Raw genomic sequence first — 16,597 nt, 5'->3', positions numbered from 1 at the left:
TCCAGCGCATAGGTTTCCGACGCGGGATCCAGCACGTCGATCGCGGCGAGGGCGAACGTCGACAGCGGCTGGTTGAGGGCGAAGTCGGGTGGCAGATCGACGGTCAGGCGGTAGCGCACGCCGGTCCGAGCGGAGCGACGGGAAATGTCGGGTTCGGGCTCGGGGACCCGCTCGAGCACACCGGCCTGCAGGAGCGAACGGGCGATGCCGACCGCCTCGAGGATGAGCTTGAGCTGGCGCTTGCGCGGCTCGTGGTTGTCGGTGAGCAACCGGCGCATCGCGACGAACGGGTCGCTCGAATGATCCCCCGTAGTTTGGCTCGCCCCAGCCCGGGCCACCACATTGAGGATCATCGCCGTCGACACCCGCATGTGGCTGACCAACGGCTCGGGGGTGGCCTCGACGAGCCGGAGCTGGGTCTTCTCACTCCACGGCACCATGCCCTCGGGAACCTTGCGGCGCACCAACTTTCGCCGCTTCTTCGGATCATCGGCAACCTTGGCGAACTGCTTGAGGTTCTCCACCTCGTGTTCGGGTGCCTGGACCACGACCGTGCCCGCGGTGTCGTAGCCCGCTCGGCCTGCCCGGCCGGCGATCTGGTGGAACTCGCGGGCGTTGAGCAGCCGGGTGCGGGTCCCGTCGTACTTGGACAACGCCGAGAACACCACGGTCCGGATCGGCACGTTGATGCCGACGCCGAGGGTGTCGGTGCCGCAGATGACCTTGAGCAGGCCGGCCTGCGCCAGCTGCTCGACCAGCCGCCGGTACTTGGGCAGCATGCCTGCGTGGTGCACACCGATGCCGTGCCGGACCAGTCGTGACAGCGTCGAACCGAAGGCCGACGAGAAGCGGAACCCGCCGATCAGGGCGGAGATCGCGGCCTTCTCGTCCTTGGTGCTGACGTTCACGCTCATCAGGGCCTGCGCCCGTTCCAACGCGGACGCCTGGGTGAAGTGCACGACGTAGATCGGTGCCTGCTTGGTGTCGAGCAGATCCTGGATCGTCTCGTGCATCGGGGTGGTCGCGTAGTAGTGGTGCAGGGGCACCGGGCGTTCGGCGTTGGCGACGAGTGCCGTCGGCCTGCCGGTGCGGCGGGTCAGGTCCTCCCGCAGGAACGTCACGTCGCCGAGGGTGGCCGACATCAGCAGGAACTGTGCCCGCGTCAGCTCCAGGAGCGGCACCTGCCAGGCCCAGCCGCGGTCGGGGTCGCCGTAGAAGTGGAACTCGTCCATCACGACCAGCCCGATGTCGGCGTCGGCGCCCTCCCGCAGCGCAATGTTGGCCAGCACCTCCGCGGTGCAGGCGATGATCGGCGCGGACGCGTTGACCGCAGCGTCGCCGGTGAGCATCCCGACGTTGGCGGCGCCGAACACGTCGCACAGCGCGAAGAACTTCTCGCTGACCAGCGCCTTGATCGGCGCGGTGTAGTAGCTGCGCCGCTCTGCTGCCAGGGCCGCGTACAACGCTCCCGTCGCCACCAGGGACTTTCCGGACCCCGTCGGCGTCGCCAGCACGACGTTGGCGCCGCTGACCAGTTCGATCAGCGCCTCTTCCTGCGCCGGGTACAGCACGGTGCCGTTCGCCTCGGCCCACGCGGCGAAGTCGGTGAACAGTTCGTCGGGATCGGCGGCCTTCGCGCGCAGGGCGGACAGGTCGCTGGGATCGACGAGAAGCGAGGGCAGGGACATCGTGAGGTACAGCGTGCCTGACCGACGTTTGGTTCCTCACGGGGGTGTACCCGGCGGTCAGCCGACGAGTAGCTCCCCAAAGTCGGTGACCGCCTGGTCGTAGCGGACGTTGAACCCTTCGACGACCGCACGGCGCAGAACGTCGAACATCACGTCGTCGACGCGCCGCGGTGACGCCACCGCCGGGGCGTTCTCGTAGTTGAACGCGATCACGTCGAGGAACACCGGTTGCACTAGCCGCCTGCCGCCGAGCGCGGCCAACAACGCCTCCGAGAGCGCGGGATACGGCGTGAACTCGGGGTTGTCCAGCCAGTCGCGGATGTCGGATTCGGCGACGCTGAAGTCGACGTTGGACTGCAGCAGTGTGTCGAGCATCGACACGTGGTCGGGTGGTGACTGCAATTCGACCAACTGACGCAGCGCTGCCCGCCCCGTCTGATCGATCGTTGGGGGCAGCTCGTCGATCAGGCGGTTGGTCTTGGCCAGCCATAGCTGGAGGTTCTGCAGTCGCGCCAGCGGGGTGGACCACTGCGGCTCCGGGGTGGGAATGCGAAACGGCCCCGGTGTCACCTGGTAGCGCTCGGCGAGCTTGGCGAGACACCGACCCAGCAGGCCGATGTCGTCGGGGTTGATCCCGGTGAACCAGCCCTGCGCGTTGAACGCGGCGGTGGCGCTGGCGCTGGTGCCGTCGCCGGTAACGGTCACGGTGACCGGGGTTTCGTAGCGCTCGCCGCCGCGAGAGGACAGCGTGAGTGCGAAATTGGCCGGGTCGGTGGAGTATTCGACGGGGAAGGTGACGTCGCCGACGGGCACTTCGAGAGATCCGTTGCCCGAGATCGGGACGCCGCCGACGGTCCACGCCGCCAGCGGCGCGGGCACCGTCGGTTCGCCAGGCCCACCGAAACCCGTGGCGCGAACCAGGAATTCGCTCGTCGTCGCGGTCGCCCACTCACCCCTGCGGACGGCGTCACCGCACGGTGTCGTTGACTCCTCGACCGCTCCGACGGCCCCCATGATGTCCTCGGCGTAATAGCCGCGACGGATCTCCACCGCCCGGCTGGTCCCCACCGTGACGCTGACGTCGACCCACTCACCTCTCGGCCCGATCGCATCGGCACGGACGACGAGGTTGGTGCCAGCGACCGAGACGTCGGAGTCGAGCGACACCGTCGGGATGCAACCGCGGTACCACACCCGCAATCCCACGTTCGGCTGATCCACCAGGGAGTGCACCACCACGCCTTCGCGCGACAGCGACGGCCCCAGCGGATCGAGGCCGCGATCCCAACCTGCGGCGGTCCGGTACTCCACGTAGACGTCGTTCACACCGTTCGGCGGCTCCGTCGGGTGGTGCAGCACCAGCAGAACGGCACCAGTGGGCGCCGACGCGGGCTGCAGCCGGGCCGTCACGGTGGCTCCCATGATCGGGTACACGTCTTCGATGATCCTGTGGGCCAACGTATCCGGCATGTGGTGGTACAGGCCGGCGCGCGACATGTGCGGACCCATCGAGCCGTACGCGCCCGCGTTCGGCCAGCCGGGCACCGGGGTGCCCGAGAACGTGGGGCTGGCCGAGTAGAACGGTCCCGTGCCGAGCCACCGGCCTGCGAACGTCCCCGACGACATCAGGTCGTACGGTGAGCCGTATTCCGGGCCTGCGATGATCGTCGCGTCGTTGGGATCCCAGTCGGTGCCGTTGTTGTCAAGCCCGAAGGTGTGCTCGAACCCGAGGACGTGACCGGCTTCGTGGCACATGAAGGTGTGGTCGCTGGACATCACGGGAAGCACGGCAACGCCAAGGCCGGCGACCCCGGTGGCGCCGCCGTCGATGCCGACGCTGATCGTGGCCGGTTGACCCGGCTGTCCCGCAAGCGGATTGGCCATCGTGACGGTGCCCGGGTAGGTGTAGACGACGAGGCCGTCGAGATCGTCGAGCGGTTCGGGGTTGGGAAACTTGGCGCGCAGTGCGTTGACGGCGAGCGTGGCCTGCGTGGTGCGACTGGTGTCCGCCCCCAACGCGATGTCCACCCAGGGGAACATCACCGAATCGATGAAGTCCAGCTGACCGTAGGTGGTGTCGCTCCAATAGCTGAACAGCGAGCGATCGTCGAGCATGATCGCGCTGCGGCACACGTCATCGGGGATCACCGGCAGCGAGGTGTCATGCCGCGCCCGAATGATCCCCAGTCTGACGTTGCGTGCCATCGCCTGATCCCTCCGTCGGTGTCGAACCCAGAGTCGTCGCCGTGGACGGGAGGCGCACGCGTAGTGCGCTACTCAGTGCCTGGTCAGGGCCTGCTCAGGGGAATGCCGGTCCAGGACGGACGGATCGCGCACGGCGCCGCGGTCGGCGGACGTCGCGAGTGCGGCGTACGCACGCAGCGCGGTCGAGACCGTACGTGACCGGTTGCGGGGCCGGTAGCCGCCGCGATCGAGGAGCGCTTCGCGACGTGCCTGCAGAATCTCCGTGGGCACGACGAGCTGGACGTGACGGGCGGCAACGTCGACGTGGATGAGGTCACCGTCCTCCACCAGAGCGATCACCCCACCCGCCGCAGCCTCTGGGGACACGTGCCCGATCGCCAATCCCGAACTGCCACCGGAGAATCGACCGTCGGTGATCAGCGCGCACGTCTTGCCGAAGCCGCGGCCCTTGAGGAACGACGTGGGGTGCAGCATCTCCTGCATGCCGGGACCGCCCCGCGGCCCCTCGTAGCGCACCACCAGCACGTCGCCGTGATGGATGCGTCCACCAAGGATCGCGTCGACCGCCTCCTCCTGGGATTCGACGACCACCGCCGGTCCGGTGAACCGCAGCATCGCCGCATCGATGCCCGCGGTCTTCACCACGCAGCCGTCCTCGGCGAGATTGCCAAGCAGCACGGCGAGTCCGCCGTCGGCGGAGTAGGCGTGCCCGGCGTCGCGGATGCACCCGTTGGCGGCGTCGACGTCGAGTGACTCCCATCGTTGCGACTGAGAGAACGCCGACGCCGACCGGCGCCGACCGGGTGCGGCCCGGAACAGTTCGAACGCCTCGGGGGCGGCCTGGCCGCCGCGGACGTCCCAGCGGTCGAGCCACTCACCGAGCGTCGGCGCGTGCACGGCGCACACGTCGTCGTCGAGGGCTCCCGCCCGGCGTAGTTCGCCGAGTAGCGCCGGGATGCCCCCGGCGCGGTGCACGTCCTCCATCAGGTGAGACCCATTGGGGGCGACCTTGCACAGGCACGGCACGCGGCGGGAGACGTCGTCGACGTCGTCGAGGGTGAAGGGCAGGTCGGCTTCCTGCGCTGCGGCCAGCAGGTGCAGCACGGTGTTCGTGGAGCCGCCCATCGCGACGTCCATCGCCATCGCATTGCCGAACGCCGCCCGGTTCGCGATGCGCCTGGGCAGGGCACGCTCGTCGTCGCCGTCGTACCAGCGGTGGGCGAGCTCGACGACCAACGCGCCACTGCGCTCGTAGAGCTCGCGGCGCACGGTGTGCGTGGCCAGCGTCGAGCCGTTGCCGGGCAGGGCGAGCCCGAGCGCCTCGACGAGGCAGTTCATCGAGTTCGCGGTGAACATGCCCGAACACGACCCGCACGTCGGGCAGGCCGACTCCTCGATGCGGGTCAGGTCCTCCTCGCCGACGCTGGTGTCGGCCGACCCGCTCATCGAGTCGATGAGGTGCAGGCCTGCGCGCAGGGTGCCATCGGTCAGCGTGGTGCTACCGCCCTCCATCGGCCCGCCGGAGACGAACACCGTCGGGATGTTCAGGCGCAGCGCGGCCATCAACATCCCGGGAGTGATCTTGTCGCAGTTGGAGATGCACACCAGGGCATCCGCGCGGTGCGCCTCCACCATGTACTCCACGGAATCCGCGATCAGGTCGCGTGATGGCAGCGAGTAGAACATCCCGGCGTGCCCCATCGCGATGCCGTCGTCGACGGCGATCGTGTTGAACTCCCGGGGGATGCCGCCCGCGGCGTGCACCGCTTCTGACACGATCCGGCCCACCGGCTGCAGATGCGTGTGCCCCGGGACGAACTCGGTGAAGCTGTTGGCGACCGCGACGATCGGCTTGCCGAAGTCCTCGCGGGCGACACCCGCGGCGCGCAGCAGCGCGCGGGCACCGGCGGCGTTGCGGCCATGGGTGACGATCCGGGACCGAAGTTCGGGCATGCCATCACCCTCGCGGGCGGGCGGCGAAACCAGAAGACGGCGGTAGTACTAGTAGTCAGAGCACCAGTGCTTCAGAGTCACCAGTGCATCGGAGTCACCAGTGCATCGGAGTCACCACCACGGGGCAGGTGACTCTGCGGGCCCGCGTTCGATCCAGGTCCACTCGAGCTCACGACGGGCAAACTTCCAGCCGTCGTCGGTCAGCGCGTACTCGTCGCGGTAGTGAATCGGCGCCAGGATGACTTCCAGGCTGTCATCGGGTTTCCGCAGCAGGTGCCGTGCCGTGCAGTAGGTGATTCCCGTCGCGTGATCGCCGTCCACCTCGACGATCTGGTTGTGCACCGCGTGGAAGGTCTTCTCGAACATCTGATTTCCGCTGGGGCCGTACTTGACCTGTTCCCTGCCGCGTAGCGTCACCGCGTCGGCGGACCCAGGGACCGAGGTGACGAACTCCGCGTCCTCGGTGAACAGCGACCCGAACCGTTCGACGTCGGCGGTGTCGGAGGCCAGTGCGTATTCATCGACCAACGCGCGCAGCTGGATTCGCGCGGAGTCGATTGAGTGGAGTGTGGGCATGGGGATTCCGTTCGTGTCGTCTTCGGTGGTGGCGGGCTGATCGTGTCGGGCCGGGTGTGCGTGTGTGTTGGGGGGAGTCATCCGACGCTCCGGTGTTGGCGCGGGCGACGAGCGTGCAGCACGAAGGCAGGCGGCAGATTGCGCCATACGACGTGGCTCGGGATGACTTCTTCGAAGTGCCGGGCGGAGAGCGCTCGAAATCGGCGCGCGCCAGCCAGTGGAGACGAGTGAACGTAGGCGAAGGTGGAGAAGACGCTGTGTGGCGTGAGCACGTCGAGCACCGCGTGCAACAGGAGATCCTGTGTCGCAGGGGGAAATACGGTCCACGGCAGGCTGCTGATCACGACGTCGGCGTGGCGGAGACCACGCTCGAGGAGCAGTGACGGCAGATGGCGAGCGTCGGCCTCGATCACCTCGGTCCCGGTGAATCTGTTCCTGAGCAGATGCGCAAGTCTTGGGTTGACCTCGACGGCGAGGTGGCGCCCCCGGCCGGCGAGCCTGCGTTGGATCTCGGTGGTGAAGGGCCCGGTGCCCGCGCCGAGTTCCACCACGACGGGATCGGCGTGTTCGGGTATCGACGTGGTGATCGTTCGCGCCAGCCGGGGAGAGCTGGGGGCGATGGCGCCGATCTGTCCCGGTGTGCGCAGCCACTGCTGGAGGAAGACCGCCCCGTCACACTCGGGTGCGGCACCGCAGACGCGCGACGGTGTCCGTAGGCCGGGGTCCACTCCGGGGTCCATTGGGCACGTCCCTTGCTCGAGGCGCCGCAGCGCCGGTGAAGTGGAAGCTCGCCGTTGACCGGCTACGATGACGCTCTGACGAGATTCAGATGACATCGTCATCTGTCCGACCCTACCGCGTCAGGTGACAATGTCAACTTGGGACGTCAACTCGGGACGTCAACTCGGGACGTCAACTCAGATCAGCGGATTGGTGGACACATGAGTCGAATCGAGACGGCCGCCGCGACCCGCCGGGCACTGCTGACCGAGGCCGCCGCGCTGCTGGACGCCGGAGGACCAGACGCGGTGACGCTCCGCGAGGTGGGCGCCAGGGCAGGGGTCAGCCGGGGAGCGCCCTACCGGCACTTCGTGGACAAGGAGAGCCTGCTGACCGCCGTCGCCGCCGAGAGCTGGGAGCGCCTCGGCGACCACCTGCGTGCGCTCAGGGCCGACCAAGGGCTTCGGCCCGCCGACACGCTACGTGCGGCGCTCACCGCCGTGATCGTCGTGAGCCGCCAGCAGCCTCACCTGTATCAACTGATGTTCACCACCCCGGCCGGGGATCCGTCCGCGGTCGTCAGGGCCGCGGAACTGATGTGCGACGAGTTCCTGGCGATCGTCGGCGGGGTCGTCGATGACCGGGATGCGGCGCGCTACGCGGGCATTCTGCTCACCGGTGTGCACGGCGCCGCGGGCCTCGAGGCGAGCGGCCTTCTGCACACCGACAAGTGGCACACCACCGCCGACGAGCTCACCGACGCACTGCTCACCATGGTCACTACTAGTAGCGGGAGCACTAGCATCGATTCATGACGGGGCAGGCCGAATCCAGAGCCGAGCTGGGGGACTTCCTTCGCGCCCGACGGCAGGCGATGTCCCGCTCGGCCCACGGCCTGCCCCCGCTGGCGCGGGGCCGGATCGACGGGCTTCGGCGGGAAGAGGTGTCCTACCTGTCCGGGGTCAGCGTCACCTGGTACACCTGGTTGGAGCAGGGCCGGGCGATCACCCCGTCGCGGCAGGTGCTCGACGCGATCGCCCAGACGCTGCGGCTCAGCGACGCCGAGCACCACTATCTGCTGGGCCTGGCCGGCTATGCGCCCAAGCAGCCTGCGGACCGGCCCGAAGCCGAGCCCGCCCCCGCGCACATCCAACGCCTGCTCGACGAACTCGGGGACCGCCCGGCATACGCACTGGCCGCCGACTGGGCCATCGCCGGCTGGAACGCCGCCTACGGTGCGCTCTACCCCAACGTCGCAACCGCCGACGCCGAGCACCGCAACCTGCTGTGGCTCGTCTTCACCGACCCGGCCGTGCGGGAGCTTCTCGACGACTGGGACGTCACCAGTCGCCGCTTCCTCGCCGAGTTCCGCGGGCAGGTCGCGACCAGGCTCGGCGACCCGCGCATCGCCTCCCTCGTCGCGCGGCTCCGCGACGCCAGCCCCGAATTCCGCAGCGGCTGGGACGGGCACCCGATCGGCGGGTTCGAATCCCGGGAGCGGATCTTCCATCACCCGACCGTCGGCAGGCTCCGCCTCGAGCACCACCAGCTGCGGCCGTCGGACCGCCCCGAACTGGAGCTCGTCGTCTACACGCCGCTCGACGACGAGACCCGCGCCCGGCTCGCCAGTGCCAGGCGCTGACCGTTGGCTCGGGCTTTGGGGCCCCGACGGCGCGCCCGAAACCCAGCGCGCGGGTCACCCGTGCACCGTAGGCAAGCCGAACCTTCCGTTTGTCCGGCCGTTCTGGGGGCATTCACGGCAAGCCGTGTCACGCAGGTTCCGGTTTCAGCTCCCGACGCGGCCCGACGAAGGAGACGCACGCATGGCGATCAACGATGACGACATCACCACCTCCACAGGTGGTGGCGAAGGCCCCGCCGACGGGGGATCGAACCCGGAGGGTCACGACGGTGGTGCCGACGGCACCGCGGGCGGCGAGGGTCCCGCTGACGGGGGTTCGAATCCCGAAGGCCACGACGGCGGCGCCGACGGCACCGCATAGCTGACGCGCGATGCTGAGTCGCTGCGTTGCCATCGACCCCCAGACGTTCGCCAGCGAGCACTGGGGCCGGGCGCCGCTCCTCAGCCGATCCGGCGCGCTGCCCCGCGACTTCGGTGATCTGCTGTCGGCCCGGTCGGTCGACGAGCTGCTTGCCGAGCGCGGGGTACGCGCGCCGTTCATCCGGGTAGCGAAGGACGGCGAGCTCCTGCCCAAGGACGGCTACCTCGGACCCGCCGGGTTCGGCGCCGAGGTGCCGGACCAGGTGGACTCGGCGAAGGTGTTGAATCAATTCGCTTCTGGCGCGACCATCGTGCTTCAGGGCCTGCACCGGTTGTGGCCGCCGCTCATCGACTTCGTCCGAGGGATGGTCGACGATCTTGGCCACCCAGTGCAGGCCAACGCCTATGTCACCCCGCCTGCCAGCCAAGGCTTCGACCCGCACTACGACGTCCACGACGTGTTCGTATTGCAAGTCGCGGGTCGCAAGCACTGGACGGTGCACGCGCCCGTACACGCCGATCCGCTCGCATCGCAGCCGTGGACCAACCACCGCGCGGCGATCGCGCGGCGGGTGGTGGACGCGCCGACGATCGACACCGTGCTTGGCCCTGGTGACGCGTTGTACCTCCCGCGCGGGTGGATACATTCGGCGAAGGCGCTGGGGGCCCTGTCGATCCACCTCACGATCGGCGTCGCCAGCGTCACCCGCATGGACGTCGTCCGCGCGGTCGTCGACCAGTTGGCCGAGGTCGAGGACCTCAGGAGATCCTTGCCGATGGGTGTCGATCCGTTCGACCCCGACGAGATGACGGCGACCGCGACCAAGCTCGTCGGGCAGCTGACGGATCTGTTGCGGGATCGCGCAGCCAGCCTCGGCGAGGCCGCGGCAAGTCGGATGGCCAGACGCCACGCGAACCGTACCCGCCCGATCGCCGTGCGGCCGTTGGCCTCCCTTGTCGCCGCCGAGCAGGCGGCAACCGCCCGCGTGTGCTGGCGCCACGGATTGACCGCCACCGTCGAGGTCGGCGACCAACGCGTCCTGCTCCGACTTCCGGACCGCACGATCGACTTCCCGGTGTCGTGCGCCGAGGCCATCGACGTCCTGCGCCAGGGGTTCGTCGCGGAGGCGAATGCGTTGCCCGGTCTGGATCGCGCTGATGCGGAGGTCGTCATCCGTAGACTCCTACGGGAAGCGGTCCTGGTACCGGCCGACGACGACCCACACCGGGGGCTTGCCGACGTATGACCACCCCGGCCGGCTGGGCTCCCTGCAGCGACCAGTCGCGCACGCGCGACGACCCCATGTACGGGACGGCGTCATCGGGTGCGATGTGGTTGCTGCTCGAATTGTGCGGCCCGTGGGGGAATTCGGCGTTCCTCGACTCGCCGTCGGTGATCGATCGCCAACTGGGGCTCGCCATCGTGCGTCGTGTTGAGTCGGCGGGGATGAGGATCGCCGCGATTCGTCGCCACGGCCGCCGATCAGCGACGCGACGGTGGCGCTGGTTCGTCGCCGAATCGCACCTTGGTGCCGAAGCGCTTCACTACGGCGAGGTGAGTGGTCCGAGCGAGTACCTGGACTTGGCGCTCGACGGCTCCGACGGTCGACGGGTCGACGATCCCGTGGTGATCGTCTGCGCCCACGGCAAGCACGATCAATGCTGCGCCGTGCGAGGCCGCGGCGCCGTCGCCGCCATCGCGGCGAAGTATCCGAAGATGACCTGGGAGTGCTCGCACCTGGGGGGAGACCGCTTCGCGGCGACGATGCTGATCCTGCCGGAGGGACTGTGCTACGGGCGGGTGGACTCGGCGGATCCCGCCGAGCTGGTCGGGCTGTATCAGGTTGGCAGGCTGGACAACTCGCTGCTTCGTGGCCGCTCGTCCCTGCCGCACGTGGTGCAGGCGGCGCAGTACTTTGCGCGCAGGGACTCCGGGAACGACCGAATCGATTCCCTGACTCCGCTGCGGGTGGAATCCGTTGGTGCCGCGATTCACGTTGTGCTGCAGGCTGATGCGGGCCCCGTCGAGGTGGTTCTCAGCGAGCAGTTCTCCGAGCCGTTGCTGTCGCAGTGCAGCGCGCGGGTCGCCGGTCGCGTCCGCACCTTCGCGCTGGTCTCGCTGAACACCCCGTGACCTGTCCGCCCCCGGTGGCGTCGCAAGGTCACGCCGAGGCCGACGAGTTCGGTCGATCATCAACCGCTGTCAGCGGTTTGGCGATCGACTCCAGGCTCTTGCCCTCGGCCCCGACCCCGAAGAAGATCGCCACGACGCCACCGAGGATCATCAGTGCGGCGCCGAGGAAGTACCCGAACGCGATGCCGGTGATGTCGCCACCCTGGGAGGCATCCTCGATCAGCTTGCCGAACAGCAGGGGGCCGGTGATGCCGCCCACCGCGGTACCCACGGCGTAGAAGAAGGCGATGCACAGCGCCCTGGTCTCCATCGGAAAGACCTCGCTGGCAGTCAGATACGCCGAACTCGCTCCCGCCGAGGCGATGAAGAAGATCACCGCACCGAAGACCGTCAGGGTGATCGCGGTGAGGGATCCCAGCAACAGGCCGGCCACCCCGAGCAGCAGGCCGGAGGCGATGTAGGTGGCGGAGATCATCTTCACTCTGCCGATGGAGTCGAACAGCGGGCTGAGCGCCAGCGCGCCAACGAAATTGCTCGCCGCGAAAACGGCTATGTAGTAACCAGTTTGGTCGACACCGAAGAAGGTGCTCAACGTGTCGCCGTAGGTGAAGTAGAAGGCGTTGTAGAGGAACGCCTGTCCGATGAACAACGCCAGGCACAGCACGGTACGTCTGGGGTACATCGTGAACACGGTTCGAGCGATCAACGGTATGCCGATCGACTTGCGCTGCCGGATGGTCAGGCGTTCGGACACCGTCGGTAGCGGCTTCCCGATCTCCTCGGTGACCTCCCCTTCGATCTGGCGCACGATGCCCTCGGCCTCGTCCTCGCGGCCGTGGATGAACAGCCAGCGCGGGCTCTCCGGCACGTAGCGGCGGACCAGGAGGACGCCGACGCCGAGGATCGCGCCGAGCCCGAACGCCAGGCGCCAGCCCAGCGAAGGGTCGACGAGCGTCGGATCGAGCAGGGGGATCGTCAGCAGCGCGCCGCCGGCGGCACCGATCCAGAAGGAACCGTTGATGGCGACGTCCACCCGGCCGCGGTGGGATGCGGGTATCAACTCGTCGATCGCCGAGTTGATCGCGGCGTACTCCCCGCCGATGCCTGCACCGGTGAGGAACCTCGCGGCGAAGTACCACATCGGATTCATCGAGAAGGCCGTCAGCACGGTCGCCACGATGTAGAGGCCCAACGTGATCATGAACAACTTCTTGCGGCCGAAGCGGTCGGTCAGCTGACCGAACACCAGGGCGCCGAGGCACGCGCCCGCGACGTAGACGGCACCGGCCAGCCCGATCTGCGAACTGCTCAGTGACAACCCGCTGTCCGGGGACTTGAGCGCTTCGGACATCGAGCCGACGATGGTCACCTCGAGGCCGTCCAGGATCCAGACCGTGCCGAGCCCAACGACGATCAGCCAGTGCCACCGCGCCCACGGCAGGCGGTCCATGCGAGCGGGGATGTCCGTCTCGATCTGGCCAAGTTCGACTCCTGATGCCATCTCGCACCTCTCCCGTGCCGGGTAAACGCCAACGAGGCGGTTGCCCTGACGCGGGCTCGCTCAAACTCGCGCCCAAACTCGTTGGCGGCAGAAGTCGTTGGCGCCAGCGGGAGTGCTCCTGGCCTGCGGATGCGGTCGACGGCGGGCGGCGCGGCCCTGTCAGAATCTTGAGGTGCCTCTGATCAACGGTCACGTCTCGCACTGGTTCGCCGAAGCGCCGACCCCGCGTCCCCCGCTTCCCGGCGATCGCGACGCCGACGTGTGCATCGTCGGTGCCGGCTATACCGGGCTGTGGACCGCCTACTACCTCAAGAAGGCCGACCCGTCGCTTCGCATCACGATCCTCGAGGCGCGGTTCGCGGGATTCGGCGCGTCGGGCCGCAACGGTGGTTGGCTGTCGGGCCTGGTGCCCGGCGACCGCGACGCGATGGCGAAGCGGCACGGCCGCGACGGCGTCCTGGCCTGGCAGCGGGCGCTCAACGACTCCGTCGACGAGGTCGCCGACGTCGCATCCCGCGAGGGCATCGACGCGGGCATCGTCAAGGGCGGCACCCTGCACATCGCCCGCAACCCGGCCCAGGCGTCGAGGTTGGCCGCCGAGCTGGCCGCCGAACGCGAGTGGGGCAACGGCGGTCTCACGGAGCTGACGACGGCAGAAGCCGCGCAACGCATTCGATTCGATGGCGTCGTGGCCGCGTATCACTCGCCGCACTGCGCCCGCATTCAACCGGCGGCGCTGGCCCGCGGCCTTGCCGACGTCGTCGAGGGACTCGGCGTGCAGATCTACGAGCAGTCACCGGTCACGGCGATCGAGCCGGGCCGGGCGAGGACGGCGAACGGGACGGTCAAGGCGCCGACCGTGCTGCGTGCCACCGAGGGCTTCACCGCCGCGTTGCCCGGCCTGAAGCGACGGTGGCTGCCGATGAACAGCTCGATGATCGCGACCGAGCCCATCGCCGCCGACGTGTGGGAATCCATCGGGTGGGACGGCCGCGAGACGGTGGGCGACATGGCGCACGGGTTCTTCTACGCCCAGCGCACCGTCGACGACCGCATCGCGATCGGTGGACGCAGCGTTCCCTACCGCTACGCGTCGCGAACCGACGTCGACGGGCAGGTGCCCGACCGCACGGTCCGACACCTCAGCGCGGTGCTGCACGACGTCCTTCCGCAGGTCCGCGACGTGCCGATCGCGCACGGCTGGTGCGGGGTGCTGGCCGTGCCGAGGGACTGGCAGGCGGGCATCGACCTGGACAGGGCGACGGGGCTCGGCTGGGCGGGCGGCTACGTCGGTCACGGGGTGACGGCGACCAACCTCGCCGCGCGCACGCTGGCCGATCTGGTGCTTGGCGAGAAGACGCCGCGCACGGAACTGCCGTGGGTCGGCCACCACTCCAAGTCGTGGGAGCCAGAACCGTTGCGGTGGTTGGGGGTTCGCAGCCTCTACGTCGCGTACAAGTTCGCCGACCGGCAGGAGGCCGGCGGTCGCGCGACGACCTCGCCGATCGCCGGTGTCGCGGACCTCATCACCGGCCGGCCGTAGCCCGACCAACCCGCGTCACGTCGCCCTTCGTGGTCACGGGAAATGATGGGCGCACCGCGGACGTTGGTGCTCACATGACCGAACGCCCCGTTTTGCAACCCACCGCCGAGCACCCCATCACCGTCACGCCCACCAGCACGCACGTCGTGGTCCGCGTGAACGGCGAGGTGGTCGCCGAGACCGATGCCGCCCTGACGCTGCAGGAGTCGACCTACCCGGCGGTGCAATACGTGCCGCTGTCCGACGTGGCGCCGTCGGTGCTGACGCGTAGCGACACCACCACCTACTGCCCGTACAAGGGTGAGGCCAACTACTACCACGTCAGCACGGCGGGAAACACCGTCGACGACGTGATCTGGACGTACGAGCAGCCGTACGCCGCCGTGGCCGAGATCGCAGGTCACGTGGCGTTCTATCCGAACAAGGCCGACGTCACCGTCGGCTGAAGCCGTTTCGGCTTAACCTTTGGCGGTGTCGAGTTCCGCCAGCGTCGTGTTCGACGGGCCCGCCAGCCCGGCGATGACGCTGTCGCCGCAGCGCCGCGGCCCCGGTGACCCGTGCTACCAGCTGGTCGACGGCGCCATCTGGAAGACCAGCCTGATGCCCAGCGGCGCGGTGACCGCACGCATCGCCAGGGCGAGCGTGACCACCATCGAGTGCGAGGCGTGGGGCGACGGCGCCGGGGAATTCGTCGATCGCCTTCCCGCGATGGTGGGCGCACACGACGACCCGACGGGCTTCGCGCCGGTCGAGCCGACGGTGGCTGCCGCTCACCGGCGGGTGCCGCACCTGAGGCTCGGGCGTACCGACCGCGTCTTGGAGGCGCTGATACCCGCCGTCCTGGAACAACGCGTCGCGGGCAAGGACGCCTTCCGGGCGTGGCGGCTGCTGGTGACCAAGTTCGGCGCGCCGGCACCAGGTCCGGCCCCGGAGCGGATGCGCGTGCCGCCACCGCCCGACGTGTGGCGCCGCATCCCGTCGTGGGAGTTCCACCTCGCGAACGTCGACCCCGGCCGGGCCCGCACCGTCGTCGGATGTGCGCAGCGGGCGGACGCCTTGGAACGGTTGTCCACGCGCACCCCCGCCGAGGCGCGGGCAGCGATCACGTCCGTGCCGGGAGTCGGGGTGTGGACCGCCGCCGAGGTGGCCCAGCGCGCATGGGGCGACGCCGACGCGTTGTCGGTGGGCGACTATCACCTCGCCAACGTGGTGGGTTCGACGCTGCTCGGGCATCGGATCGACGACGACGAGATGCTCGAACTGCTGGAGCCGCTGCGGCCCCACCGCTTCCGCGCCGTACGGCTCCTGGAAGTCAGCGGGATGGCGCGCAATCCGCGGTTCGGGGCGCGGCAGGCCATCCCGAATCTGAGGGCGCTCTAGTCACCCGCTCCGATCGCCCGCACCGATCTCGAGGCGTTCGCTCACCCACGCGACCAGTGGTCGGGCGGCCTTCCAGTCGGCGCGGACCGCGTCGACGAACTCCGGCGTGTGGATGATCGGATCGAAGCCGTAGTCCTTGCCGACGGTCAAGGACTTGTGCCGGAGCAACTCGATGCGGGGGTGATCGGCGTCGTACCCGCGCGGCGAGGTCTTCAGGCGGTCACCGCCGACGGTGAATCCGGCCCGCGTGAGTTTGGTCAGGATCTTGGGTAGCTGCTCGCCGGTCAGCTCGTTGGCGATCGAGGACCGGATCCTGGCGAGGTCGGCGGCACTCGCATCGTAGAAACCGGCGCCGGTCCTGACCCCGCGCGCCGCGATCTCGACGTACCAACCACATGCGGGGCCTGCCGCGACGAAGGCGCCCTGGTGGGTCTTGTAAGGCGTCTTGTCCTTCGCGAAGCGCACGTCACGGTAGGGCCGGAACAGCTTGGCCTCGCCGAACTCGGGTCCGAGGGCGGTCGTCAAGGCGGTCATCGGAGCCTTCACCGCACGCTCGTAGACGTCCTTGTGTGCCGTCCAGAACGTCTTGGTGTTGTCCATCTCCAGGTCGTCGTAGAAGTCCAACGCCTCAATCGGGAAGCCGGTGAAGGACGCGGCCGACTCGTGCGGTCGCTGCTCAGCCCTGGGTGTCACCCGGCCGAGTCTGCCAGGTCGCGGCGACGCCGATATTCGGTCGCCGGTCGGTGGCGCGGACCCGTACCTTCACTGTCGTGAGAGTCGAGATCCATCCGTTCACCGCCGACGACGTGCCCGCCGCCGGCCGGATGCTCGCGGACCGGCACCGGCGGCACCGTACGACGCAGCCGCTGCTGTCGCCACGCTTCGAGGACCCCGA

At 68.9% G+C, this 16,597-nt stretch carries 15 protein-coding genes; 8 read left to right on the top strand and 7 right to left on the bottom strand.

All coding sequences use genetic code 11. From position 1 onward, the window contains the following. The 5 genes from ABW137_RS17340 to ABW137_RS17320 form a co-directional block, all read right to left on the bottom strand. A partial coding sequence (locus tag ABW137_RS17340; protein WP_526402148.1) for a DEAD/DEAH box helicase occupies positions 1-1,688 on the bottom strand: 1,688 nt, incomplete at its 3' end. A gap of 57 nt (positions 1,689-1,745) precedes the next feature. Next, positions 1,746-3,893: a hypothetical protein gene (locus ABW137_RS17335; RefSeq protein WP_526402146.1), complete on the bottom strand. Its 2,148-nt coding sequence runs from the start codon at positions 3,891-3,893 to the stop codon at positions 1,746-1,748. A gap of 72 nt (positions 3,894-3,965) precedes the next feature. Then, positions 3,966-5,846, bottom strand: a complete 1,881-nt coding sequence (gene ilvD, locus ABW137_RS17330) for a dihydroxy-acid dehydratase (RefSeq protein ID WP_526402144.1) — start codon at positions 5,844-5,846, stop codon at positions 3,966-3,968. 111 nt (positions 5,847-5,957) lie between these two features. Beyond that, positions 5,958-6,422, bottom strand: a complete 465-nt coding sequence (locus tag ABW137_RS17325) for a nuclear transport factor 2 family protein (protein WP_526402142.1) — start codon at positions 6,420-6,422, stop codon at positions 5,958-5,960. A gap of 77 nt (positions 6,423-6,499) precedes the next feature. Further along, positions 6,500-7,162 carry a class I SAM-dependent methyltransferase gene (locus ABW137_RS17320; RefSeq protein WP_526402140.1) on the bottom strand — a complete coding sequence of 221 codons (663 nt, stop codon included), beginning with the start codon at positions 7,160-7,162 and terminating at the stop codon, positions 6,500-6,502. 201 nt (positions 7,163-7,363) lie between these two features. On the opposite strand from ABW137_RS17320, the gene ABW137_RS17315 reads away from it, so the two are divergent. From ABW137_RS17315 to ABW137_RS17295, 5 genes are all read left to right on the top strand, one after another. Then, positions 7,364-7,957 carry a TetR/AcrR family transcriptional regulator gene (locus tag ABW137_RS17315; RefSeq protein WP_526402138.1) on the top strand — a complete coding sequence of 198 codons (594 nt, stop codon included), beginning with the start codon at positions 7,364-7,366 and terminating at the stop codon, positions 7,955-7,957. After that, positions 7,954-8,784: a helix-turn-helix domain-containing protein gene (locus ABW137_RS17310; protein ID WP_526402136.1), complete on the top strand. Its 831-nt coding sequence runs from the start codon at positions 7,954-7,956 to the stop codon at positions 8,782-8,784. The genes ABW137_RS17315 and ABW137_RS17310 overlap by 4 nt, the downstream gene beginning before the upstream one ends. Before the next feature lie 181 nt (positions 8,785-8,965). Next, a complete protein-coding gene (locus tag ABW137_RS17305; RefSeq protein WP_526402134.1) occupies positions 8,966-9,145 on the top strand; it encodes a hypothetical protein in 180 nt (59 codons plus the stop codon). A 10-nt stretch (positions 9,146-9,155) separates the two neighbouring features. Then, positions 9,156-10,391 (top strand): cupin domain-containing protein, encoded by a 1,236-nt coding sequence (locus ABW137_RS17300; RefSeq protein ID WP_526402132.1) that lies wholly within the window; start codon positions 9,156-9,158, stop codon positions 10,389-10,391. Then, positions 10,388-11,278 (top strand): ferredoxin family protein, encoded by an 891-nt coding sequence (locus tag ABW137_RS17295; RefSeq protein WP_526402130.1) that lies wholly within the window; start codon positions 10,388-10,390, stop codon positions 11,276-11,278. Before ABW137_RS17300 ends, ABW137_RS17295 begins: the two co-directional genes overlap by 4 nt. 28 nt (positions 11,279-11,306) lie before the next feature. Here the strand turns inward: ABW137_RS17295 and ABW137_RS17290 are convergent, their stop codons facing one another. Beyond that, positions 11,307-12,779: an MFS transporter gene (locus ABW137_RS17290; protein WP_526402128.1), complete on the bottom strand. Its 1,473-nt coding sequence runs from the start codon at positions 12,777-12,779 to the stop codon at positions 11,307-11,309. A 172-nt stretch (positions 12,780-12,951) separates the two neighbouring features. On the opposite strand from ABW137_RS17290, the gene ABW137_RS17285 reads away from it, so the two are divergent. From ABW137_RS17285 to ABW137_RS17275, 3 genes are all read left to right on the top strand, one after another. Beyond that, positions 12,952-14,322, top strand: a complete 1,371-nt coding sequence (locus tag ABW137_RS17285) for an NAD(P)/FAD-dependent oxidoreductase (RefSeq protein WP_526402126.1) — start codon at positions 12,952-12,954, stop codon at positions 14,320-14,322. A gap of 74 nt (positions 14,323-14,396) precedes the next feature. Next, on the top strand, positions 14,397-14,768 hold the full coding sequence (locus ABW137_RS17280) for a DUF427 domain-containing protein (protein WP_526402124.1): 372 nt from the start codon (positions 14,397-14,399) through the stop codon (positions 14,766-14,768). A 73-nt stretch (positions 14,769-14,841) separates the two neighbouring features. Then, a complete protein-coding gene (locus ABW137_RS17275; RefSeq protein ID WP_526402152.1) occupies positions 14,842-15,702 on the top strand; it encodes a DNA-3-methyladenine glycosylase family protein in 861 nt (286 codons plus the stop codon). Here ABW137_RS17275 and ABW137_RS17270 read toward each other — a convergent pair whose 3' ends face one another. Next, the gene (locus tag ABW137_RS17270) at positions 15,703-16,302 is read right to left on the bottom strand and encodes a DUF2461 domain-containing protein (RefSeq protein ID WP_526402150.1); all 600 of its coding nucleotides are present in this window, start codon (positions 16,300-16,302) and stop codon (positions 15,703-15,705) included. Positions 16,303-16,597: the final 295 nt, after the last annotated feature.

Origin of the sequence: Mycobacterium sp. (assembly GCF_040509115.1) — a bacterium.
GTDB lineage: Bacteria > Actinomycetota > Actinomycetes > Mycobacteriales > Mycobacteriaceae > Mycobacterium.
Note: the sequence above shows the minus strand (reverse complement) of the source record. Positions and strands in the feature narration are given on the sequence as shown.